Source organism: uncultured Veillonella sp., assembly GCF_938010505.1.
Taxonomy (GTDB): domain Bacteria; phylum Bacillota; class Negativicutes; order Veillonellales; family Veillonellaceae; genus Veillonella.
In genome coordinates this window covers 1-23,096 of sequence record NZ_CALLVP010000071.1, presented here as the reverse complement: position 1 = coordinate 23,096, position 23,096 = coordinate 1, and the positions used below count along the sequence as shown (strand labels likewise).

Annotated in this window: 15 protein-coding genes and 1 pseudogene; 3 read left to right on the top strand and 13 right to left on the bottom strand. The window is 40.1% G+C overall.

Annotation, left to right across the window (positions count from 1 at the left end; all coding sequences use genetic code 11):
• Positions 1-3,043 (bottom strand): nitrate reductase subunit alpha (locus Q0507_RS04225; protein ID WP_298712887.1); only part of this gene is annotated, 3,043 nt, incomplete at its 3' end.
• Positions 3,044-3,114: 71 nt separating this feature from the next.
• Positions 3,115-3,801 carry a Crp/Fnr family transcriptional regulator gene (locus tag Q0507_RS04220; RefSeq protein WP_298712884.1) on the bottom strand — a complete coding sequence of 229 codons (687 nt, stop codon included), beginning with the start codon at positions 3,799-3,801 and terminating at the stop codon, positions 3,115-3,117.
• Between the two features lie 358 nt (positions 3,802-4,159).
• Here Q0507_RS04220 and Q0507_RS04215 point away from each other — a divergent pair, with 358 nt between their 5' ends.
• Complete coding sequence (locus tag Q0507_RS04215; RefSeq protein WP_298712881.1) at positions 4,160-5,497, top strand: MFS transporter; 1,338 nt, start codon at positions 4,160-4,162, stop codon at positions 5,495-5,497.
• 309 nt (positions 5,498-5,806) lie between these two features.
• Here Q0507_RS04215 and hemQ read toward each other — a convergent pair whose 3' ends face one another.
• The 6 genes from hemQ to Q0507_RS04185 form a co-directional block, all read right to left on the bottom strand.
• Positions 5,807-6,538: a hydrogen peroxide-dependent heme synthase gene (gene hemQ / locus Q0507_RS04210; protein WP_298712878.1), complete on the bottom strand. Its 732-nt coding sequence runs from the start codon at positions 6,536-6,538 to the stop codon at positions 5,807-5,809.
• A gap of 229 nt (positions 6,539-6,767) precedes the next feature.
• Positions 6,768-8,450, bottom strand: coding sequence for a protoporphyrinogen oxidase (gene hemG / locus Q0507_RS04205; RefSeq protein ID WP_298712875.1), 1,683 nt, complete (start codon positions 8,448-8,450; stop codon positions 6,768-6,770).
• Positions 8,447-9,451 (bottom strand): ferrochelatase, encoded by a 1,005-nt coding sequence (locus Q0507_RS04200; RefSeq protein WP_298712872.1) that lies wholly within the window; start codon positions 9,449-9,451, stop codon positions 8,447-8,449. The genes hemG and Q0507_RS04200 overlap by 4 nt, the downstream gene beginning before the upstream one ends.
• A gap of 4 nt (positions 9,452-9,455) precedes the next feature.
• A complete protein-coding gene (gene hemE / locus Q0507_RS04195) occupies positions 9,456-10,499 on the bottom strand; it encodes a uroporphyrinogen decarboxylase (RefSeq protein WP_298712869.1) in 1,044 nt (347 codons plus the stop codon).
• Positions 10,500-10,753: 254 nt separating this feature from the next.
• Positions 10,754-13,636, bottom strand: coding sequence for an ATP-binding protein (locus Q0507_RS04190; protein ID WP_298712866.1), 2,883 nt, complete (start codon positions 13,634-13,636; stop codon positions 10,754-10,756).
• A complete protein-coding gene (locus tag Q0507_RS04185; RefSeq protein WP_298712863.1) occupies positions 13,626-14,897 on the bottom strand; it encodes an exonuclease SbcCD subunit D in 1,272 nt (423 codons plus the stop codon). Before Q0507_RS04185 ends, Q0507_RS04190 begins: the two co-directional genes overlap by 11 nt.
• A gap of 352 nt (positions 14,898-15,249) precedes the next feature.
• Here Q0507_RS04185 and bioB point away from each other — a divergent pair, with 352 nt between their 5' ends.
• Positions 15,250-16,278, top strand: coding sequence for a biotin synthase BioB (gene bioB, locus Q0507_RS04180; protein ID WP_298712860.1), 1,029 nt, complete (start codon positions 15,250-15,252; stop codon positions 16,276-16,278).
• Positions 16,279-16,398: 120 nt separating this feature from the next.
• Here bioB and Q0507_RS04175 read toward each other — a convergent pair whose 3' ends face one another.
• On the bottom strand, positions 16,399-16,761 hold the full coding sequence (locus tag Q0507_RS04175) for a hypothetical protein (protein WP_298712857.1): 363 nt from the start codon (positions 16,759-16,761) through the stop codon (positions 16,399-16,401).
• A 442-nt stretch (positions 16,762-17,203) separates the two neighbouring features.
• Positions 17,204-17,803, bottom strand: a complete 600-nt coding sequence (locus Q0507_RS04170; protein WP_156697098.1) for a TetR/AcrR family transcriptional regulator — start codon at positions 17,801-17,803, stop codon at positions 17,204-17,206.
• Between the two features lie 161 nt (positions 17,804-17,964).
• On the opposite strand from Q0507_RS04170, the gene Q0507_RS04165 reads away from it, so the two are divergent.
• Positions 17,965-18,750 (top strand): MBL fold metallo-hydrolase, encoded by a 786-nt coding sequence (locus tag Q0507_RS04165; protein WP_298712851.1) that lies wholly within the window; start codon positions 17,965-17,967, stop codon positions 18,748-18,750.
• Positions 18,751-18,921: 171 nt separating this feature from the next.
• Here the strand turns inward: Q0507_RS04165 and cooS are convergent, their stop codons facing one another.
• The 3 genes and pseudogenes from cooS to Q0507_RS04150 form a co-directional block, all read right to left on the bottom strand.
• Positions 18,922-21,183 (bottom strand): anaerobic carbon-monoxide dehydrogenase catalytic subunit, encoded by a 2,262-nt coding sequence (gene cooS / locus Q0507_RS04160; protein ID WP_298712848.1) that lies wholly within the window; start codon positions 21,181-21,183, stop codon positions 18,922-18,924.
• A 431-nt stretch (positions 21,184-21,614) separates the two neighbouring features.
• The gene (locus tag Q0507_RS04155) at positions 21,615-22,520 is read right to left on the bottom strand and encodes a LysR family transcriptional regulator (protein WP_298712845.1); all 906 of its coding nucleotides are present in this window, start codon (positions 22,518-22,520) and stop codon (positions 21,615-21,617) included.
• A gap of 232 nt (positions 22,521-22,752) precedes the next feature.
• A pseudogene (locus Q0507_RS04150) lies at positions 22,753-23,096 on the bottom strand (phosphoenolpyruvate carboxykinase); the annotation flags it as partial.

Here is a 23,096-nt window from a genome sequence, read left to right as displayed (position 1 = left end):
GAGAATAACGACGGTTTTTATCGTTCTTACCAGTACTTGTTACAGAGCTAATGATGAAGCGTGGTTGGCGAACCATGTCATCAAAGGTAATTTTTTCTTGTTCGCGACCTTTTGCGTTCTTTTCAAGACCAGAAAGACCTGTTTTTTCTTCCATCGCTTTCCAAGAGCGAACAGCCAATTTACCATTTGTACAAGAAGATAATGTTAATACAGCATTACAAGCTTCTTTACATTCGTAAATGCTTGGACGACCATGAGAAATAAAGTCTGGGTTATCAATTGTACCATTTTGTGCATACAATGTTTGATATTCATCAGATACATCCCAAGCCAAGCCATGGGCACCCATTTTGTTTTCGATGTTAGGTCCCAAAGCAATGTATTTTTCAAAGATTTGGCTATAGTCGCGTTTTACATGAACAAGGTTAGGCATTGTTTTACCAGGAATTGGTTCACATTCGCCTTTGCTCCAGTCGAGAACCTTACCTTCTGGTTGAGCCACTTCACCTGGGCTATCATGACCAAGAGGCAATGCTACGATATCTTCGTATTCTGTGAAGCCAGACTCTTTTGCTACGCGAGAAACTGTTTCTGCAAGGGTACGGAATGTATCCCAGTCAGATTTAGTTTCCCATGCGCAATCAACAGCTGCTTGGAATACATGTACATATGGATGCATATCAGTAGAAGACAAGTCTTCTTTTTCATACCATGTAGCTGCAGGGAATACGATATCAGAGTACAAGCCTGTAGATGCCATGCGGAAATCGATGTCGATGAGAAGGTCGAGTTTACCTGCCCCATCAGCTTCACGCCATTTGATTTCTTCTGGACGTGTAGCTGCGTCATCATCTTCTAATACTGCATTTTTAGTGCCTAATAAATGCTTCAAGAAGTATTCGTGGCCCTTAGAAGAAGAACCGATAAGGTTTGCACGCCATACAAACAAGTTGCGTGGGTGATTTTCTTTAGCTGCTGGATCTTCTACACAGAATTGTAATTCTTTATTTTTCAAAGCTTGCGCCACATATTGGTTAATTTCTGCTTCTGTACCAGCACCAGCTGCACGAGCATCGTTAATCAATTCTTGGCTGCCTTTATTGAATGTAGGATACGATGGTAACCAACCTAAACGAGCCGCTAATACGTTATAATCACCAGGGTGACGATAACGAGGCTTAGCTAATTTAGATACGCGGTCTGCCAAGTCGATGCAATCAGAACGATATTGTTCTGTAGCAAAATAGAACCAAGATGTACTATTTTGCAAACGAGGAGCTTTACTCCAGTCGTTAGCAGTCATGATACCGCCCCAACCTTCAATAGGACGAAGTTTTTCTTGACCTACGTAGTGAGCCCAACCACCACCGTTAACACCTTCTGTACCACAGAACATGATAAGGTTCAAGATTGTACGGTAAATAATATCCGCATGATACCAGTGGTTGATACCGCCACCCATGATAATCATGGAGCGACCTTTAGTTTTTTCTGCATTGTCTGCAAACTCACGAGCTGTAGCAATAGCGATTTCTGCTTTTACGCCAGTAATTTTTTCTTGCCATGTAGGTGTGTATGGAGTGTCATCAGTGTAAGCTTTAGCCACTTCACCGCCGATACCACGGTCGATACCATAGTTAGCAAGAATGAGGTCATATACGGTAGTTACTTTTACAGGACCATCTGCAGTTTGTACCGTAATGGTAGGAATAGCACGTTCAATAACGCCTTCGTGTTCTTCATCACCAAAGTATGGCAACTTAACAACAGTCACTTCTTCGCGTTGATCAAACACGGATAGGCGAGGGTCGATTTTAGCTCCTGTATCGCGGTTTTCAAGGCGTAAGTTCCATTTTTCAGGGTTTGTGTGACGATCTCCCATTGTACCATTAGGAACAACGATTTCATTAGTTGTATCATCGATCAATACCATTTGGAAGTCAGAGCCTTCCTCTTGGCGACCTAAATCCTTAGCATTCAAGAAACGGCCTGGTTGTACAGTACCATTGATATCTTCAACGCGTACAAGGAATGGCATATCTGTAAACTCTTTAGCATACTCTTTGAAGTATGGAGTTTCCTTGTCGATGTAGTATTCTTTTAAGATTACGTGGCCCATTGCCATAGCAAGAGCCGCATCAGTACCGGCTTTTACATTGAGCCAAGCATCGGAAGAAGTTGTAGATTCCGCATAGTCAGGGGATACGGATACAACTTTAGTACCTTTGTAGCGTACCTCTGTTAAGAAATGAGCATCTGGCGTACGAGTCAACGGTACGTTAGAACCCCAAGTCATGATGTAACCAGCATTGTACCAGTCACCAGATTCAGGAGTATCTGTTTGTTCACCCCAAACTTGAGGGCTAGAAGGTGGCAAATCCGCATACCAGTCATAGAAAGACAATGGTGAGCCACCCATTAAGTTAAGGAAACGAGCACCTGATGCATAGGACAACATGGACATCGCTGGAATTACAGAGAAACCTGCATTGCGGTCAGGGCCGTATGTTTTTGCTGTATATAATAAGGATGCTGCTGTAATTTCTGTCGCTTCATCCCATGTGGAGCGCACAAAGCCACCCATACCACGGGCAGATTTGTATTTTTTTGCTTTTTCAGGATCCTCTACGATAGATTTCCAAGCTTCGATTGGGTTCTTAGCATTCTTTTTCGCTTCTCTCCAAAGCTCAGCCAATTCGCCGCGCACATATGGATATTTTACGCGCAATGGGCTATAGAGATACCAAGAGAATGTTGCACCACGAGGGCACCCACGTGGTTCGTAATCCGGCATATCATCTGGTGTTTCAGGGTAATCAGTAGCCTGATTTTCCCACGCTACAACACCATTCTTAACGTAGATATTCCAGCTACAAGAACCAGTACAGTTTACGCCATGCGTTGTGCGGACAACTTTATCGTAAGACCAACGGTCACGATAAAAATTTTCCCACTCGCGACCGCCATCTTCAGTTATTTGATGGCCGCTTGGAGATACGTTCTTCTTGCGAAGAAACTTAAATTTTTGAGACAACAAACTCATCCCATGTCCTCCTTAAAACTACAAAAAAAATCCCTTGTGCTAGCTCAGCTAACACAAGGGAGAATATCCTCTTATTCGATATTACTAATATTAGGGTCAATCGTATCAACCTCTAACTCAAGCAACCCGATTAAAGCATCAAAATCACAGATGACTAGATGGTGTTTATCATAGGCTACATAGCCCAACTTACGCAACTCACTTAGCATGCGATTCAAACTTTCTCTTGATGTGGCAGCAAATTCAGCTAGCTCTTGATTTGTTAGGGCGATATCAATAAAGATACCATCCTCGCGCTTTACACCATAACTATTGGCTAAGCGCAACAAGGTAGAATAAAATGCTCCCTTCTTGCCGTATAGTAGCAAGTCTCGGTATTTTGCCTGTTGACGTCGCATATGTAGAGTGTAGATTTTCATCATCGCAATGGCCAACGAATGGTCTTTTGCAATGGCTGATTCTAACAAATCATAGCGAATACAATAAACAGAGCAGTCCTCCCGAGCAATAGCGTTAAACACATATGTTTTTGTGTTCTCCTCATATAACGGAACTTCACCTATAACATTATTCGGTCCCACTAGGCGCAACGCAAAAATGTGTCCGCTAGCTTCAAACTTCTTAATGCTCATTCTACCTTTTACTACTACGTAAAAGTATTCTGCCTTGTCCCCCTCATGGAAGAGAAAATCACCTTTTTTAAGATGTAATTCCTCACCCGGCAAAGCAAGCAATTGGTTAATTAATTTTTGATCCATACCATCACCGCTCCACAGTACTTTTAAAATAAAATCCATTAGTTATACTAATCCATTTACAGTAAAAGTACATGTATTATATACTTTTTCGTATATATAAGATTATTATAACTTATAAATTTCAGAATATGTGTGTTTTACATCACATTCACAAAAATTTTTACACTATATAATATGTTTGTGATATAAGACATTGAAAATTTCATTGATATGACAATTATAACGCAGTTCCATAAATAATTTGAGTATTTTCTATAAAATTAGAGTTATAAATTGTAATATTTATATATATGGGGGCCTAAATTGTATCTATTATGTCTTATTACAAGTATAGTTTTTCAGTAAGGAGAAGTTCAAAATGAGTGAACTAAAGATGCCTCAAGTAGGGGCAAGCCGTAGCGAAATCGTTGCTAATTGGCAACCAGAAAATCCGGAATTTTGGGAAAAGTTTGGTAAAAAAATTGCTAAACAAAACTTGGTAGTGTCCACCATCGCCTTAACACTTTCTTTCTGCGTATGGTATTTATGGGCTACCATTGCAGCACAGCTAAATGCCGCAGGTTTTAATTTTACTACGGATCAGTTATTCACACTTGCTGCCTTACCAGGTCTTGTGGGTGCCACATTGCGATTTGTGTACACATACATGCCTGCACTGTTAGGCGGAAAAAACTGGACATTTATTTCCACAATCATTTTATTAGTTCCTGTTGTATGGCTCGGCTTTGCGGTACAAGATACAACCACTTCATATACGACATTTATGATTTTAACGGCCCTCATCGGTTTAGCGGGTGCCAACTTCTCGTCCTCCATGGCGTACATTGGCAACTTCTTCCCTAAATCCGAAAAAGGGACTGCACTTGGCATCAACGGCGGTGTTGGTAACCTTGGTATTTCCGTAATCTACTTCTTAGCTCCATTTGCTATGGGTTCTGCTGCATTAGGTAGCGTATTTGGTGTAACACCAACGATTATCAAAGGTAATGCAGTATATCTTGCCAATGCGGCTTTCATGTGGGTCGTACCACTCGTTGTTATCCTTGCATTGATGACTCGTTTCATGGATAACTTACCTCTAGAAAAACCAAATCCTAAAAACCTCGTACAAATCTTTGGTAACAAGCACACGTGGGCGCTTACATTGCTCTATACATGTTCCTTCGGTGCCTTCTCTGGTTATGCAGCAGCACTTGGCCTATTAGTAGGTAAAGAATTCCCTGAAATTCCATTTGCTTCTATCGCATTCGTAGGTCCACTCGTAGCAGGTGCACTTCGCCCTGTAGGTGGTTGGTTAGCCGATAAGATCAACAGCGGTACAAAAGTTACCTTTGCTAGTCTTCTTGGTTTATGTGTTTCCACTGCATTAATTGCAGTTGGCGTAGACATGCACAATTTCCCATTCTTCTTTGCAATGTCCGTATTGACATTCGTATGCTGTGGTTTCGCTACAGGTGCTACATTTCGTATGATTCCACACGTATTTGGCAATCCATTGCTCTCCTCTTTGATCACAGGCTTCGTGGCTGCGGTAGCTGCATATGGTGCCTTCATTACACCTAAGATTTTCGGCTTTGTATATTCCATGTTTGGCAATATTCATCCAGCCTTTGCCGTATTACTTGCATTCAACATCGTAACTGTAGCAGTGTGCTACTGGTTCTATGTGCGTAAAAGCGCTAACATGAACGTATAATTTTCTGGAAACAGAAAATTTACGTTCACTCGACGGTACAACAAAATATAATTCACTTTTCTAAACTAAGTGATAAAAGAAACCCCGCATCTCTCCTCCATACTTATCAGGTCTGCGGCCTAGGGCCTTGACCTCGTAAGTCGGATCGATGCGGGGTTCTCTTTTATAAAAATATAGCCATGAATAAGATAATCGAATATAGTGAATTATATTTTACGCAGTACAGTGCGTATACAAAATTTTCTGTTCAAAATTATAGCCTTCATTTTAAGGGAAGAAAAAGGGACTGCAACGCAGTCCCTTTTTTTATTATCCAAAGATTTCTTCTAGTAGTGCATCGTCGATGATAGTACCAACGTAGAAGTCGCTAAAGATGCCGTATTTTGCACTGGCTTCTTCGAAGCGCATATCGTATACGATTTTTTTGAATTGGATGTCGTCGTTGCTGAAAATGGTAATGCCCCATTCCCAATCGTCTAGGCCACAGCCACCTGTGGTGAATTCAGATAGAACATCTAAATATGTTTTACCAAGTTCGCCGTGAGCTTTCATCAAAGCACCGCGCTCTTGCGGTGGTAGCATGAACCAGTTATCTGCACCTTCACGTTTTTTAGTCATGTTGTAGAAGCAGATGTATTTATCGCGCGGTACATGAGGATATAGTTTCTTGTTAACTTCCTCAGTATCGAGTTTGTTCTTAACATAGGTGCTTACTTCTGTTACAGATGTATAAGAGTAAGTTTGTACCAATACGCTTGCAATAGCGAGGCGACGGAACTTGCGTTCTACTTGTGCCAAATATTCAAGGGATGGACCGAGAATCCATAGAATTAAATCCCCTTTTGCTCCATTACAATCATAGAATGCATAGCTACCTTCTTTAGCTTGATGTTTAGCTTCAAGTTCTGCTAAGAATGCTTTTAATTCGTTACGCGCAGCTGCTTTTTCATCAGCTGTGAAGCAGTTCCATGCGCTGAAATCCATGGCAAATACCATATGTTGGCTATGCCAACCTTCTACTGTAGGGATTGCTTTTCCCATTATGATCACTCCTATCTATGGTGATTATATCAAAATAATAATGTATATCTATATTTACGGAAATCAAAAGACTCCAATAATTATTATAGCATATGGAGTCTTTTCAATTTAGTTTCTATTGAGATTTTTTATTAGTATATTCTTTAGTTAAGACTAAACTACTGCTTTTAGGCTGAGATAATCCTATGCCTCTTAATACTATACTAACTCTTTTAAGCAAGTCACTATCCTACTTGTCATTCACAAGTTTTTCTACGAGTTCTTTTGCTTGTTTTACACCATCAGGAATACCAATGCCATCAAATGGCGTACCGATAAGGTGTAAATTTGGATACTGTTCCGCCACATGTTCACGGACTGCTTTAATGCCTGCACGATGGCCTACATTATATTGAGGCATGCAGTGAATGAGACGATTGATGCGCACCCACTCTGGTTTGACAGAGAAACCCATGATATGTTGAATTTCTTTGACTGCTAATTCTGAAAGTTCCTCTTCACTGAGTCGTTCTACCACATCATTGCCAGGCTTACCAATAAAGACGCGCAAAACCACCTGATCATCAGGCGTTGTTTGTGGCCATTTTTGATTTAAAATAGTACACGCTGTGAGAGGTGTATCCGTGTTACGAGTAATGAGAAGACCTGATCCCTTTAAATCACCATCAAAGGTGCTTTTATCAAAGGACATAATAGCAATGGCACAACTAGATTGCTCCATGAAACGCAAGAAATTAAAACCCGCATCATCCTTGAACCATTGCGTATATGTTGCCGGAGGCGTACTGATAATCACATGATCTGCCATAATAGGAGCTTTATTAAGAAGCACCTCTGTAGCTGAATCACTCTTGTTCAGACTGTTATCAGCAATAGATTGACACCCACAAGAATCGTTACACGACTTCACTACATCGATTGCATATACGCCATCAACATATCGAATATCAGAAACTAGCGCACCTGTATGCAAATGTACATTACTAGGCATGGCCTCAACGATAGCGGTAATCACGCTTTCAAGGCCACCTGTCAATTGACGGAACATACCCGATTGAGCAGCAGTACCCTTGCGACTTTCCATATCCGCTTGCGCCTTAGCAGACTGATGATTAGCACTAGTCTTTGTCACATGGCTAGAACCGCTTACACTATTACCAGCAACACTATCTTGATTAGTCTTAGCTTCGTGGCTTTCAAATTGACGGTCCGTCATGGTTCCTTTACCAGATCGAGGCACATCACCTTCAGTAACAGCCCCTTTGGCGGCCTTAGAGACACCTGCTTTGGAGTGACTCATCTTAGCAGCCATCATACCTTTTACCATGTTTCCATATTTTTGTTCTACTTGAATAAAATGAGGGAATGTCGACAATAAGCTAATTTTATAAATATCGCCACCATAGATGCCAGCTAAAAGAGGCTCGATGAGTTTGTCCATCATTTCTTGTCCTAAGTGGTATTCGAAGAAATGACCAATGGATACATCCCCATTTTCATCAAGTTGGTATGGTTTCTTAAAATAATCTAAGCCAGCACGCAATTTACCAGGCCAGGAAATGAGCGTTGCTTTTACAAAAGGCATCATTTCCGTAGGAATGCCCATGATGGAGCCGCCCGGAATTGGGTGGATAGAGCCCTTATCATACACAAAGGCTTGGCCTGTTTCATTTGACACAAGGGTATCCCCTAGCCCAAGATCATGCACGAGATCTGTCATTTCTGTTTTACGACCCAAATAGGAGTCAGGACCGAGTTCCACTACGAAGTCATCAACTCGTTGCGTTTGTATTTTCCCACCAAATCGTGGTGCTTGTTCGTAAAGAGTAATGGTCCATTCTGGCTTTGCATGACCTAAATAATAAGCCGCTGTTAGCCCTGTTAAGCCACCGCCCACAATTGTTACGTTCACGAATGAATCCTTTCTATTATTGCACTCGCCATTGCTTGTAAAAATGTTTCATTACAATTTGGCATGGGTGCACGCATATATGTTGCGCCCTTTGCTTCAACGAGTTCTTTACACTCCACATCATTATCGTACAGTACCTCAACGTGATTGCTTACAAATCCAAATGGTACAAAAGCAATGCGAGTAGCACCAGTTTGTAAAGCTTCATTGATTGCATCCTCTACAGTAGGACCCAACCATTGGCCATGAGGAGCCGCACTTTGCCATGCCACAGTCCAGTTCGGTAATTTACAATATTCAGCAATCTCTTTAGCGCTTTCCTCTAAAGCTAACGCGTACGAATCGCCACCATGATTATTGATAAGAGGTATACTGTGAGCACTAAAAATAACGAACACATTTTTACCGTCCGCATCTACGACTGCGCACTCTGCTTTAGCACTATCTACACACACTGATTTAACACTTTTCACACAATCAGCGTTAATACTATCTACACATTCTGATGTATCATTATTCACACACTTTGAAATTGCTTTTACCCAGTATTCCTTGAAAGTTGGTTGATTCCACCAGGAACGGATAAAGTCGAATGTCACATTATCATGGTTTGAAATGGCTGCTTGCACTTGTTTTTCATAAGCTCCAGTACCAAGAGCGGTGAAGAATGGAGCTGTTACAATAGCCATAATATGCTCCACTCCTTGCTGGACTAAGGAGTCAACCGCATCTGCAATGGATGGTTTCATGTGTAAAAAACCAATAGCGGAAGGCATAGTTGGCAACAGAGTAAGCAAGGCTTTATATTGGCACTCTGCCATAGTTTGGAGCTCAATATTTTCCCATTGACCGATTGTATCATAACGATTAGTGAGATTTGTAAGCTCTGCTTCCGTTGGTACACGGCCACGACGAATGCTCGTCATATAGGGTACTAAATCATCCTTACTTAAAGGGCTACCATAAGACAGGAATAATAATCCCTTTTTTTCTACTTTCACTAATTTACCTCTCTTGAGCCCAAATCTCACGACTACGTTCATGCACATAGTCCGTTAGCCAATGGAGTTTTTGAGGATCTGCCTCTGGGAATACGCCATGACCTAAATTAAAGATATGGCGCCCATAGCGAACGCCGTCGAGCAAGATGCGATCCACTTCACGGGCCAATATTTTTTCGTCTCCGAACAAATACGCCGGATCCAAGTTACCTTGTACCGTTTGTGTTACGCCACGCTCGTTTGCCATAACGATGGAACTACGCCAATCAAGGGCAATGACATCTAAAGGCAAGTGAGACCAAATAGACACCAAATGATCCGTACCAACACCATTCATGGCCATTGGCAAATGAGGATATTTAGCTTTCACAGTCTTTATAATCCGCTCCATATGAGGGTAAATCCCTTGTTTATACTGATCTGCATTAACAGCACCTACCCAAGAGTCAAAGATTTGAAGTGCATTAGCACCCGCTTCGGCTTGCATGGACAAGTACGCAATGGACATGTCCGCTAGTTTTGTCATCAATGCATTCCACATATCTGGAGCACCGATGAGCATACCGCGAGTCTTATTGTAATTCTTCGTTGGACCCCCTTCGATAAGGTAGGACGCAATAGTAAACGGTGCCCCGCAGAAACCAATGAGCGGCACGTCGAGCATACCAGAGGTTAATAATGTAATCGTTTTCGCAATATAATCTACCTTTGTAGGATCAAAGGTTTCTAATTTATCCACATCAGCCATAGAGCGGATAGGCGTGCTAAACACAGGCCCCACACCAGCCTTGAGCTCTACATTTACATTCATAGCCACCATTGGGCTCATAATATCTTTGTAGAGAATAGCCGCATCGACACCGTATTCCTTAACAGGTAATTCCGTAACGCGAGCACATAGCTCAGGTTCTTTTGTAATTTCAAATAAAGTATATTTTTCTTTGATTTTGCGGTATTCCGCTTGGCTACGACCAGCTTGTCGCATATACCATACAGGCGTCACACCAGGGTTCTTTCCTTGGATCATGTCCAAATATGCTGTGTTCAAGTACCCAACCCCTTTCATTCTAAATGTATACTAACACACTTGTGTAACTAAAACAGTTACTTTAGTTACAATCACTTACATTATTTATTCTTTAATAATCCCTGTGAAAGCATATGCCTCCACAGGGATTATTATTTCATTACCACTTTGATTAAACTAAGACTTTAATTCAAGTATGTCGTTAAATTTACTAGTACTGTAATGTAATCACTACTTTAATTTGACTAAGTCTTTAATTCCAGTCTGAAATTCATTCAACTACGACTCAATCTATGGCAATCGATACCCATAATGGATTGAGCCATATCATATACGGAGCGTTGACAAGTAAAGAGCCAAATCTGTTGATTTTTCCCAAGCTCAGCCAATAGTTCTAAAGCACTACGCTGACGGTTTTCGTCAAAGCGCACAAGAATATCGTCCAAGATAATCGGCAAGGACTCCACTTGATAAGAGAATACCTTCGCTAGGGCGAGTCGCAATGACAAGTACACTTGATCAGCTAAGCCACTAGACCAGAATTTAAGTTCTAATCGTTCCCCATTGTTGTTGATAAGCGCTACTCCTTTGTTGATACCGAGGATATCTAGCGTGTACAAGCCTCCAGTTAGGCGTTCTACATAAGAAGACGCAAGTTCTAACATATGAGGTTGCTTTTCTTGTTCATATGATTGTTGAGCCTTATCCATACAATAGCCTATCAACACTTGTGTGGCCCAATCTTCGAGTGCAGACTCTAATTCATTTCGTAAAGCTTCGCGTTCTTGCAACATTTTATGTTGTTCTTGGTCAGAGCCAAGCGTCCGCATGGCTTCTACAATTTGACCACGACGTTCGTACAAGGTAGCCAACTTATCTTCAATAGATGCCATTTCACGCTCGGAGTGAGCCAATTCATCTAGCCAGTTATCTTTATTACCTTCTCGCAAACGACGATAGAACAAGTCTTTATTCTCCGCATCAGGAGCTAATAAATCGAGCTGCACCTGACTTTGTTTATAGATGGTTTGCCACTGTTTGTATTGGTCCTCATCGATAAGATGTTGACGATACTCGTTAGAGCTTTCCATACCAGCTTTATGAAGCAATTCTTTTTGGCGAAGGAGTAGTTCTTTTTCCTTGCGATGCCAATTATCGTATTCGTTGCGGAAGCTTTTACGTTGTGCTTCCTTTTGTTCCCATACGATTTTGTTTTGCTGAAAGTTTTTATATTGGTTATAAATGCGTTTTAGCTCTGTTGGAGATACTGGCGCCTCTACACCAAGGTTATACCACAAGGTCATCGCTTGATCTTCGATAACGCGCAACCCCTCTTTATGCTCTACTAAGCGTTTTTCATAACCTTCAATAGTACGTAACTGTTCATGATATTGATCATACTCTTGTTTTAGGCCGAAGAAATCATCTTCGTTAAGGCTCTTAGCCGCCCCTTGAGGCAGCCAATTTTGCCACGCTGCGAGGGCTTCATCGTAAATACCTTGTAATGTATGCCCTTCTTGAATCCAACGTTCAAGATGTGCCACCCCATCTAAGGATGGTACAGAACTTGCCACAGGGGTGGCAGCATTAATCAAAGCCTCTAGTTGATGCTCTATATCAGATTTACGAGAAGAAAGAATCTGTAACTCGTAGTTCAATTTAGATACATCCGCGTTACCATTATGAGCTCTCCAAGTAGCGTACCAGAAAAGCGCCATAAACAGAATCAATAAGATAAAACCACCAATAGTGTAAAGTACGGATTCAAGAACCAAAAGGCCTGCTAACACTACCAACACACCTATAACGGTGCCGATACCGCTAATACGCTGTAACCATTTAGGTAAATTAGTAGGCTGTACATCTGTACCATAGCTGTCGCGCTTATCCTCTACTCGATCCATATCCATTAAGATACGGTCTAATTCACGTTCCAAATGCTCTTTTTTAGCCAAAGCTTCTTCACTAAAGTTAGGCAGAGACGCACCTTCAAGGTTCGCCATTGGCAACTCATCAGAAGCCTCCGCAGGCTTTCGATCTTGCCAATGTAAAAGTTGATCTTTCGCAGTGCGCAAACGACTTGCCAATCGCTCTCCATCAAACCAGTTGATATCGTCCGCCATCGGCTCATCATGACGCCACGCAGAATGTAAGGTACGAGAGAATTCCAATTGTTCTCTAACCTTATGGATATAGGCATCCCCTTCTTCACACTCACGGCGTAATTGCTCCCATTTGGCACCTTGTTGAATGAGGTCTTCAATGTCTTGACCATACGTACCAAACGGACTGTCAGGGCTAAAGTTTGCTGGCATCAACGCCGCTTCCTTTTCCTGCCATAATTGCATATTGTCCTGAGCTCGTTTGATCTCTTCATCGATACCGAGGAACTCATCACGGCTCAAGTCGAGTTCACTATTGTACTGCTGCATGTGCATACGCGCCTCTTCACTGCGGCGATACGTATCCCACGCACGCAATACTACATCTATGCCATCCCGGTATTCCTTCCATTCTTTCAACTGATTTTGCAATTCCATTTCGGTTTGCTCTGTACTGTGAAAGACGGTTTGTAATTCCACATATTGCGCTTCATGCTCCGCCAACTGACTCAGCTTTTGGCGATTTTCCTTGAGCTCATCCATCAATACATTGATGCGACGTTTACCGTTTGAGGATGCTACAAGTAAATCTGTAGCCCCTTTTTCAACATCTTTAACAACAGCACCTAAGTGCTCGCCCCCTTCAGCGCCAAAGAATCGAGAGCGAACCTCTACCTCTTGCAACACATCGAGACCTTGTAAGTCTTGGAGCGTCAATGCAAATATGCGGTTGTATGTCTTTTTATCGATACCATGCCACCAATATTGTGCTGGCTCTTCATGGATGGCAGGATTTCCAGGACTATAAAAATCTAACTGTTTACCCTTACGCCCGATGTAGTAGCTTTCACCATTACGCTCTACATCAAGGGCACCCGTCATAGGACTATATGCCTTATGAATGCCACCGAACAATAAGGTACGCATCCCTTCGAGCAAGGAGGTTTTACCACTTTCATTGGGGCCATACATAAGTTGAACCCCATTATCCCCCGTAGTGAAAGACCAGTTGTGATACGGGCCAAATTCATCAAATCGTATGCGTTTAATGTTCATCACTAGCCCCCATCAATACTGTAACACCTTCAATTTCACAACGTTTCAAAGCGCGTTGTAATAATTCATCACTCAATAAATCGGCATATACACCTAAGCGCTTAAATTCAGGACGTTCGGTCATTATTTGGCGAGCAGTCTGTACCGCATCTCCATCTACCATATCGTCATAAGCACGCAAGTAATCACCTACTACATCTGTTAACAAACGTCGCTCAGCTAAGTTAATGCTAGGTCGAGTATTAGAAATGATGCGGTAAGGCATAACGAAGATAGATTTGCTTTTCTCTTCATTTTGAGACTCTTGTAACCATAAATTCCGAATGCCCTCTTGAGTACATAGGCGATGTAGCGGTCCCGTGCCGGCTAAAACGATGGATAACAAAATATTTTTCTTATGTTGCTTGCGTAGATTATCTTTTTTACGACGCAAAATCTCCAAAAAATCTGTTTCATTTTGCATGCCTACAATATCAATCTTGATTTCCTCAAATCGAATGGCGCTTGTTTCGATAAATCTCGGTTTACAATGTCCATTGTGAGATACATTCACAAGATAGCATCCCTTCGGACCAGTTTCTTTACGATGCAAGCCTTGCGGATTCCCTGCATACACAACGAGAGGTTCCTCGCTAAGAACTTGAGATTTATGAATATGACCTAATGCCCAGTAATCCATAGCGGCCTCAACTAAATCAGTTAAGTTGCAAGGTCCTGTTACATTGTGATTTTCAGAACCTACACTAGAGCCCACGCTTCCATGCATAACAGCAAGAGAAAACTCATCCCGCTCAAAAGCTCGGTATTGGCGGGCATAATTGTCACTTTCATTACCATGACCACAGCTAATGCCGTATACGCCACCAATTTCTATATTGTTAACGATGAGCGGAAAGCGCTGCACTTGTTCGCTAGAAAATACATATACATTATCTGGCATCTGTAGTTGTGCTTTCCAGCTTTCAGCAGGATCATGATTACCTTGCACCATATAGACCGCAATACGATGCTCTGCCAAGCGATACATGGCGCGCACAAAACGAACTTGAGCCTCTAAATTATGGTCTTCGCTATTATAAATATCACCAGCTATCACGACAGCATGAACATGTTCCGCAATAGCAGTATCAACAATTTCATCTAAGGCTACATAGGTAGCTTCACTCACGGCACGATCAACGGCATTGCTAATACCTGTAGCATATTGAAAGGGTGCCCCTAAATGCAGGTCACCACAGTGTATAAATCGAAATGGCTGCATCTATATCCACTCCTTGTATTAGTACTTTTATTATAGTTATATATATAGTAATTACAATAGTTTATTATACTACAAAACGTTAAAGATAACTTAAAAATAACTATCATTTAGGGCAAAAAAGATATAGTTAAACTAAACTTCTCTTAACTATTAATAAATATAAATTATAAAATAACCACATATGATTTTCACAAAAGAACATCTAACACAATATCTAACTTACCATCTAAGATAATATATATAAATTTTGTTAACCAATTAATACATTAAGTTGACAATTTATGCGCGAAGGATTACAATCAAATTGTCAATATATTATTTTTTATTAGGTTAACAATTTCCGGAGGCTATTATGGCTTTGCCTATAGATCAACAACCATCCCAAGTGGGTACATACGAAAAAATCATTACTATTGCAAACCGCATTATGAACGGTGGCGAGATCACTAAGGAAGAAGCAATCGAACTGATTCACACTTCAGACGATGATACTATGATTTTACTCGCTATGGCTGATAAAATTCGCCAGCACTTCAATGACAATTCAGTGGATGTATGTGCCATTGTTAATGCTCGATCTGGCAAATGTCCTGAAAACTGTAAGTTCTGTGCTCAATCTGCACACCATGATACAGGCGTTCAAGAGTATCCTTTTATGGATGAGGAAAGCCTTCTTAATGCAGCTCGTAAAGCTAAAGAAGCAGGGGCAATTCGTTTTTCCATCGTAACGAGTGGTCGTAATACTAATAACCCTGATGAATTTAATCAAATCATTCATGTATTAGATCGCATTAAAAACGAAATTGGCCTTGAAATCTGCTGTTCTCTTGGTTTGTTAACTTACGAACAAGCACTCAAATTAAAAGAAGTCGGTGTGACTCGATACCACTCCAATATCGAAACGGCACCTAGCCACTTCCCAGACATTTGTACTACTCATTCCTACGAGGATAAAATGTTTACCATCGATAATGCGCAAAAAGCAGGCATCCGTGTTTGCTCTGGCGGTATCCTGGGGCTCAACGAAACATTAGAACAACGCGTAGAAATGGCGTTCGAACTTAAACGTTTACATATTGACTCCGTGCCATTAAACATTTTGAATCCTGTTAAAGGGACTCCATTTGAAAGCAACGAAGCTTTACGTCCATTGGATATCTTACGTACCTTCGCTGTATTCCGTTTCATCTTGCCAAACGCATTGATACGGACTGCAGGTGGCCGCGAAGTAAATCTACGAGACTTACAAGCTTATGCTCTAAAAGGTGGCCTAAACGGTATCATGGTTGGTGGCTACTTAACTACTGGCGGTCGTTCACCTCAAGACGATCTCCAAATGATTCAAGACTTAGAGTTGACTCGCAATACAGCTCAAGTCTAAAAACCTCATATATACCATTCTCTACATCTAGAGGATATAGTATATAAAATATTCCCTAATGCTTTATAAATATTTTACACATAAAAAGAACCATCTAGTTTGCTGTACTAGATGGTTCTTTTATTTCCATAATAAAATATAAATAGCTTGACCATTTGTGTTCCCTGCAATAGGCTCAGGATTCTCATTAAATTCTACATTCTCATACGGCGTCCCGTCTGACATGTACGCATCTACCTTCAATATTTCCATGGTTCGATTATATCTACTGATATAAACTTTATATCGCAATTCGTCGCCACCCAGTTCATTAACTCGCAACCACAAAAGCGCATCGTAATCACTCTTCTGTACACTGTCATTGTCAATAAATAATTGGTTTCCTGATGCATCTGGTCCAACATAGTACCAGTCCGTTGCGTTAGTAGTCCCCCCTATACTGAGTAGCCACAAAAGTGTTAATATGGTGAATATTTTACTCATATGACTGCCCCTCTCATGCTATCGAGCTGTATATTTTATAAAAGCTTAATGTGGATAAACCTTTATAAAATATACACCTTCTCCTTTATATAATACCAAAATTGTCCCATATTTATCAACAATAATTAAAATTAATTACCATGTTTTTTACAAATATAAGAAATTTAAAGAAATTTATTATGTTTCTTCATTTTTAACTCATTTACCATTCCTATAATGATAACGTCAAATGATAGATAAAGGTAACAATTCCCTGGTTGCCATACGTGTATTTATCTCCCGACAAGTAATACTAACCCCAAACCTACTACTTGTTTAAATACATGATTCATTTGATATTAATACTAACACTCCCCTTACATGAAAAAAGGACTCCAAATGGAGTCCTTTTTTCGTTGTATAAAAACTTCATAGAATACTAAAACATAAGCGAGTATGAATACTATTTACTTTGTAAACCACGATAAACGAGTTCAAAAATAATTTTCTGAGCTTCTAACCACTCATCGCTCTGAGACCACTTGTATTCTTTATTAATAGCATATAGTCCGTGTACTAAAAATACAAAAACGGATACACCCACATCAAATGAAATCCCAAGTGCTTCTGCCATAACCAGTCCTTGCCGATCTTTTTCGCACCGTATAATGCGTTGTAATACATATTCTGAAATTTGTTCATCTAAAAATAAAGGTAAATACTTTTTATGTCGTATAATACGCTGACATAACGGTAGTCTATCAAAAATAGAATCGTATGCTTCTCTCAATGACACAGAATCAGAAGCAGCTGATAAGGTTTTAGCTATAGTTTGTAAATTATTATTATCTACCATTCCTGGGTTTGAATAAGCAATTGCATCATCCACTAAATCATCAACAATTTCCATAATATTACTATAGTGTAAATAAAAAGTAGAACGAGTTATACCTGACGTTTTACACAACAATGTTACTGTTACAGACTCAAAAGAATGGTTCTCTAGACAGCTAAGCAACCCTTCTTTTAACAACCTACGTGTCATTTCTTTTCGAGTTATCATAAAACCTCCAACATAGACACTTTTATACAATGTGTATATTAATAAACAGAGTGTTAATTATTGTTGAGACTAGTATAACAAAATAAGGTACACTAATTCTAGAGATTACAAATAGTAATCTATTCAACTAAATCAACAATACTTCAATTAAGGAGATAACTATGACACAATATACTCACATTCGAAATGCAACGGGAAAATTAACAATAAAAAACACAACATTTCTTATTGATCCATTTTTAGCACCAAAAGATACTTATCCTGGCTTTGAAGGAACATTTAACTATCAACAGAGAATGCCTATGGTTGATTTACCTGTATCAATAGATGATCTATTAAGCGATATAACTGCAGTAGTAGTTACACATACACATCTCGATCATTGGGATGATACGGCAATTAATTCTATTCCAAAATCACTTCCTATTTTTGTACAAAATACAGCGGACAAAGAACTTATTACGTCACAAGGCTTTAATGATGTACGCATCATTTTTGAAAGTCTAGAGTTTAATGGTATCACATTGAGAAAAACAGGTGGCTCTCACGGCACTGTAGAAATGTATGCAAATCCAATTCTCGCACCATTAGCAGGCGATGCGATGGGAGTTATTTTTGAAGCACAGGACGAACCAACAGTTTACCTTGTAGGCGATACGGTGTGGACAAGCGATGTAGAAAAGGCACTACTTCGTTTTGACCCTAACGTTATTATTATGAATACAGGATATGCTCAAATTTTAGGCTTTGAAGATAGTATTATTATGGGTACAAAAGATATTGGCCGCATGGTGGTACGCAAACCAGAGGCTAAAATCATCGCTGTTCACATGGATACAGTTAATCATACAGCAATAAGCCGTAAGGATGTGCACAAATTTATCAAAGGCACTCATATCGAAAGCCATGTAGCAGTTCCTGAAGATGGAGAAACCATCGCACTTTAATAGCCCCTAAAACAATTAGCACACTAGGTTACAGCTAATACAACACTACCCCAAAATCTATATACAAACAATAAGAAACACCCTCTAAAGTCTAATAGTCATAATAACTACAAGATCTATAGAGGGTGTTTTTATACGTAACTACAAATTATAATTTATCAAAAAGATAAACTATTTTACTTCAGTCCAACCTAAAGCAGCACGTTTAGCATCGATATCTGCCAAGATTTTTTCAGCTACTTTAGCAGGATCTGTATTTACGTACATAACAGAGCCTAATGTGTGTTTAGTGTCTTCTTTAAGCCATTTTGTAACGGCATCAGAGCCTTGTGTAGGCGGCTCAACGCAGTGGTATGTATTGATACCCATTAAACGGAAGCCAAGGGATGCATCAATACCTTTTTCATTGGACCATTCAGGGCTAGACATAGCAAACGGCATTTGAGGCAAGTTAAGCCCTAATTCACCTGCAATACCACCGAAAATACCGGAGGAACGAGCGTTATCTACACACTCACCTACATGCCATACTGGTGGTTGATCATCGCCTAAGAACTCTTGCAACGCAGGGCTACATTTCTTAATAGCATCTGTATTACAGTAGCCAAGCTTCATCAATGGGAAGGACGCACAACCATTTGTTAAGATGATACAGCCGTTTTTAATGAGTGTATCAACGATATCTACAGTTGCTTTTTCGTAGATAACACGTGGGTTAGAACAGCCTACTACGTTAACGATACCGCGAACTTTACCAGATTTTAACGCCTCTGCCAATGGTTTGAAGGAACCATAATGTTTAACAGTAGATTCTGGAGAGAAGCCAACTTCTGCAGTGATTTCGTATGGCGGAATAAATACAGGCATGCCTTTACGCAATTCATGAGCTTCAAGGGCACGATCCAAGATTTTACGAGCCAATTCCTTAGTTTCTGCCAAATTGCTGTGGTGGTGATCGTAACCGATATGCTCTGCACCCGGCAAACGAGCTGCATCAGATGTAGTGATAACTTTTGTATTGAAACAACGCGCTACATCCATAATAGCAGGATATACGTCTTGAACGTCTGCTACCCAGCAATCGAGTGCGCCAGTACCAAGTACAAGTTCTGCACCAATAGCATTACACAATGGGATAACATTTTCATAACGGTACATGCTAGATAAACCGGAGCAGCAAATGCCGTAGAATTGAATGCCTTTAGCACCGATAGCTTTCGCTTTTTCTAAATACTCTTCAGAAGCACCAATTGTACAGATTTGAGATACCAAAGTTGGCAAGTGACCGTGAACAGCGATGTTAACATACCCTTTTTTCAAGGCTCCAATGTTAACTTTAGATGTACGACGACCGCCAAGGCCAAATAATGCATCTGTAGCGATGTCTGCCGCTACTACGCCAGTGAATGTGAAAGCAAGACCACAACGCAAGAATTGTTTCATATTGCTTTCCCAATCGCCATCAGTACCTACGCATGTACGATGGTATGCATCAAAGGCTTCATTGTAAGCGGAAATAGGCAAGATATCCAAATTTTTCCAAACTTCGCGGCGTTCCGCAGGTGCTAAGGCTGTAATTGTTTTATATTCACCAGGCAATGCACGGCTCAAATCTTCTAAAAGAACATCTGCTAAATCGTTCGCCACTTCTTTTAAAGAACGGCCCTCTTCAGGGATGTTGAAAGCTTTACATACGGTACGAATTTTTTCTTCGCCCATAATTGGAATATCTAATTCACCGGTAGCAGCAGCTTTTAAGGAGATCAAAATTTCACGAGCATGTGCACCATGTTGTGTTAAACCACCTGCAGCAGCACGTGTCATGTTACGAGCAACGATAAGGTCTGCATCGGCACCACAGACACCGCGAGGGCTCTTAGGTGTGATTTTACATGGACCCATGAAACAGATACGGCAACATACACCGGCAATACCAAATGTACATTGAGGTTGTTGTTTGTCAAAACGATCAAATACTGTATCACAACCAATTTGCTCCATACGAAGAATCATTTCGCGTACCGCAGGATCTGGTGTTTGTTCGATAACATCTTGTTTTGTAGGCCATGTTTTACGATACTCCGCAACGGCTTTCATATAGTCGTTTACGCCATGTTCATGAGGCACCCCTGGCTCATGCGTGTGCGGCACCCATTTATCCGTTGGCATAGCCTTTGTATGACTATGTTCATGATCGTGTCCGTTATGATGATCATGGCCATGGTCGTGATCGTAATGATGGTCATGGTCGTGGTGATGATGACCGTAATCATGCTGATGTCCACCGCAATGGCAATGGTGACCATGCTGATGCTTGTGGCCTTCATGTTTAGTACTTTCATGCTTATGAGCATGTTCAGTATTCTGTTCATGCTGCTTGCCACCTTGACAATTATGCTCATGAGTCTTTTTATTTTCCACTTCTTTACTCATAGTAAACCTCCTAGGGACCTACATAGGCCAACCGACAATAATAAGAAAACATATTCTACTCTTATTTAAGTTAAATCCACCTTTATTGCGGATTTTAAATCCTATCTTCTGAATATGTTTTAAACTACTATAAGTATATTTTCTGACAGGACATTTGTCAATTATTTTTTGGGAATTTTTTGACTCATTTCTATGTAAGAATATTGTTATTTACTATATTTATTTAATTCGATTCCTTCAGTTTCCTCTCACAAAACAAAAAGAGATTAATTCCCTATATTTATAGGAATTAATCTCTTCAACTATATAATGATCTAATTATATATTGATTTTTATATTGATTCGTCTATTAATTTATCTATTTATTAATTGATTTATCAATATTTTCCACCAATTCCAAATTATACTGTTCATAACTTTGCACATATTCTTTATAAGAACTGTTGCATAATGTTTGCTACTTCAGACAAGTGGAAACGCTTAGCTCTATCTGATCTTGCCACGAGAACTAATTGGCGGAAACAGAGTTTTGATGCAAGAGAATAGAATTTAACCTTATCGTCATCCCCCTTACTATTGAGCGTGCTCGGCAAGAACGTAATACCATAATCATCTTCTACTAAGGACCGGCATGTATCTAGAGTTTCAGAGCCAATGACGGCTTTTGGCACAAAGGACTCTGCTTGGCATAAACGATTTACCAAAGTCCGCAATTTGAGGCCTTCTCTTAGTAGAATGAATGGAAATGCTCCAAAAGGTGCAATCTCACGAATTCCATCAGATGTCATGAGGGAGTCCGCAATAGCTATTGCCTTCTTGTTTTCCACACTAATGGCCAATAGAATCTGCTCATCTAAAACAGGGTAACTTTCAAGAGCTTGTGAGTAAATAGGCGTTGGAAATAACCCTACATCCACTAATCCATCACAAATTTGCTGTTCCAAGAAGTGAGATTCCCCTTCTACAACATGAAATTCCCAAGAAGGTTCAATTTGTTGAAAGCTCTTCAAGGTTTTTCCTAGCATATGATGTCCATAGAATTGAGATAGGCCAATCCGTACATGATAAGCCACATCCGTTCCTTGATTTATGATAGACTGCGTTAGTGCCTCCACCTTTTGAACTAAGGGCATCCCCTCTTTTGCAATTTGTAGCGCTGCTGCTGTAGGCACCACCTTAGTCCGATCGCGAGCAAACATAGGAACACCTAATTCAGCCTCAATACGACGAATACTTTGACTCAACGCAGGCTGAGAAATATATAATTTTTTAGACGCCTTTGAAAACGATGCCATCTCTACGATGGTGCTAATATATTTAATGTCTTTTATATCCATATAGAGTTCCTTATAATAAAACATTATTTTTCTTATAACTATATATTACTAAATTACTAATTAAATATATATGAGTAAAATATTGATTTCAAGTAAGATCACATATCCCAGTAAATAGTATTATTGTACATAGTATTAATGTACATAAAAAAGCCCTCCTATAGGAGGGCCTTTTTATTTGAGAAGTTAGTTAAATCCAATATGACATTGAAAGTCTAGTTAAATCTCAATATTACATTAACGTTTTAAGTACATCCAATACTTCTTGAGGCAATTCATTTTTATGACCGATGAGTTTTTCTACATAGTCATAACGGAATTCGAAAGCTTGGTGTAATTGGTGATGGTATTCACGCACTTGGAATGGAGGTTCAAAACCAGGAACCTCTACATAAGAAAGATTTTCGTATTTATAGAATGGTTTAAAGTCCAATGTGCCTTCTACCAAACGCTCTAACAAATCAAGAGTAACTTCTTTAGGAATTTTATTTTCCAAGAAGAAGCCTGTGTTCATGATGTAGCATTCAACGCCACATTCGCAGAACAGTTTTTTATAGCTTTCATAGTCACGAACCA

What these genes read in the sequence shown, in the direction of transcription:
- hemQ (WP_298712878.1), bottom strand. Translation starts at nt 6,538, where the DNA reads ATGGGAAAAGCAATCCCTACAGTAGAAGGTTGGCATAGCCAACATATG.
- Q0507_RS04215 (WP_298712881.1), top strand. Translation starts at nt 4,160, where the DNA reads ATGAGTGAACTAAAGATGCCTCAAGTAGGGGCAAGCCGTAGCGAAATC.
- Q0507_RS04175 (WP_298712857.1), bottom strand. Translation starts at nt 16,761, where the DNA reads ATGAGTAAAATATTCACCATATTAACACTTTTGTGGCTACTCAGTATA.
- Q0507_RS04185 (WP_298712863.1), bottom strand. Translation starts at nt 14,897, where the DNA reads ATGCAGCCATTTCGATTTATACACTGTGGTGACCTGCATTTAGGGGCA.
- Q0507_RS04165 (WP_298712851.1), top strand. Translation starts at nt 17,965, where the DNA reads ATGACACAATATACTCACATTCGAAATGCAACGGGAAAATTAACAATA.
- Q0507_RS04170 (WP_156697098.1), bottom strand. Translation starts at nt 17,803, where the DNA reads ATGATAACTCGAAAAGAAATGACACGTAGGTTGTTAAAAGAAGGGTTG.
- bioB (WP_298712860.1), top strand. Translation starts at nt 15,250, where the DNA reads ATGGCTTTGCCTATAGATCAACAACCATCCCAAGTGGGTACATACGAA.
- Q0507_RS04220 (WP_298712884.1), bottom strand. Translation starts at nt 3,801, where the DNA reads ATGGATCAAAAATTAATTAACCAATTGCTTGCTTTGCCGGGTGAGGAA.
- cooS (WP_298712848.1), bottom strand. Translation starts at nt 21,183, where the DNA reads ATGAGTAAAGAAGTGGAAAATAAAAAGACTCATGAGCATAATTGTCAA.
- Q0507_RS04190 (WP_298712866.1), bottom strand. Translation starts at nt 13,636, where the DNA reads ATGAACATTAAACGCATACGATTTGATGAATTTGGCCCGTATCACAAC.
- Q0507_RS04155 (WP_298712845.1), bottom strand. Translation starts at nt 22,520, where the DNA reads ATGGATATAAAAGACATTAAATATATTAGCACCATCGTAGAGATGGCA.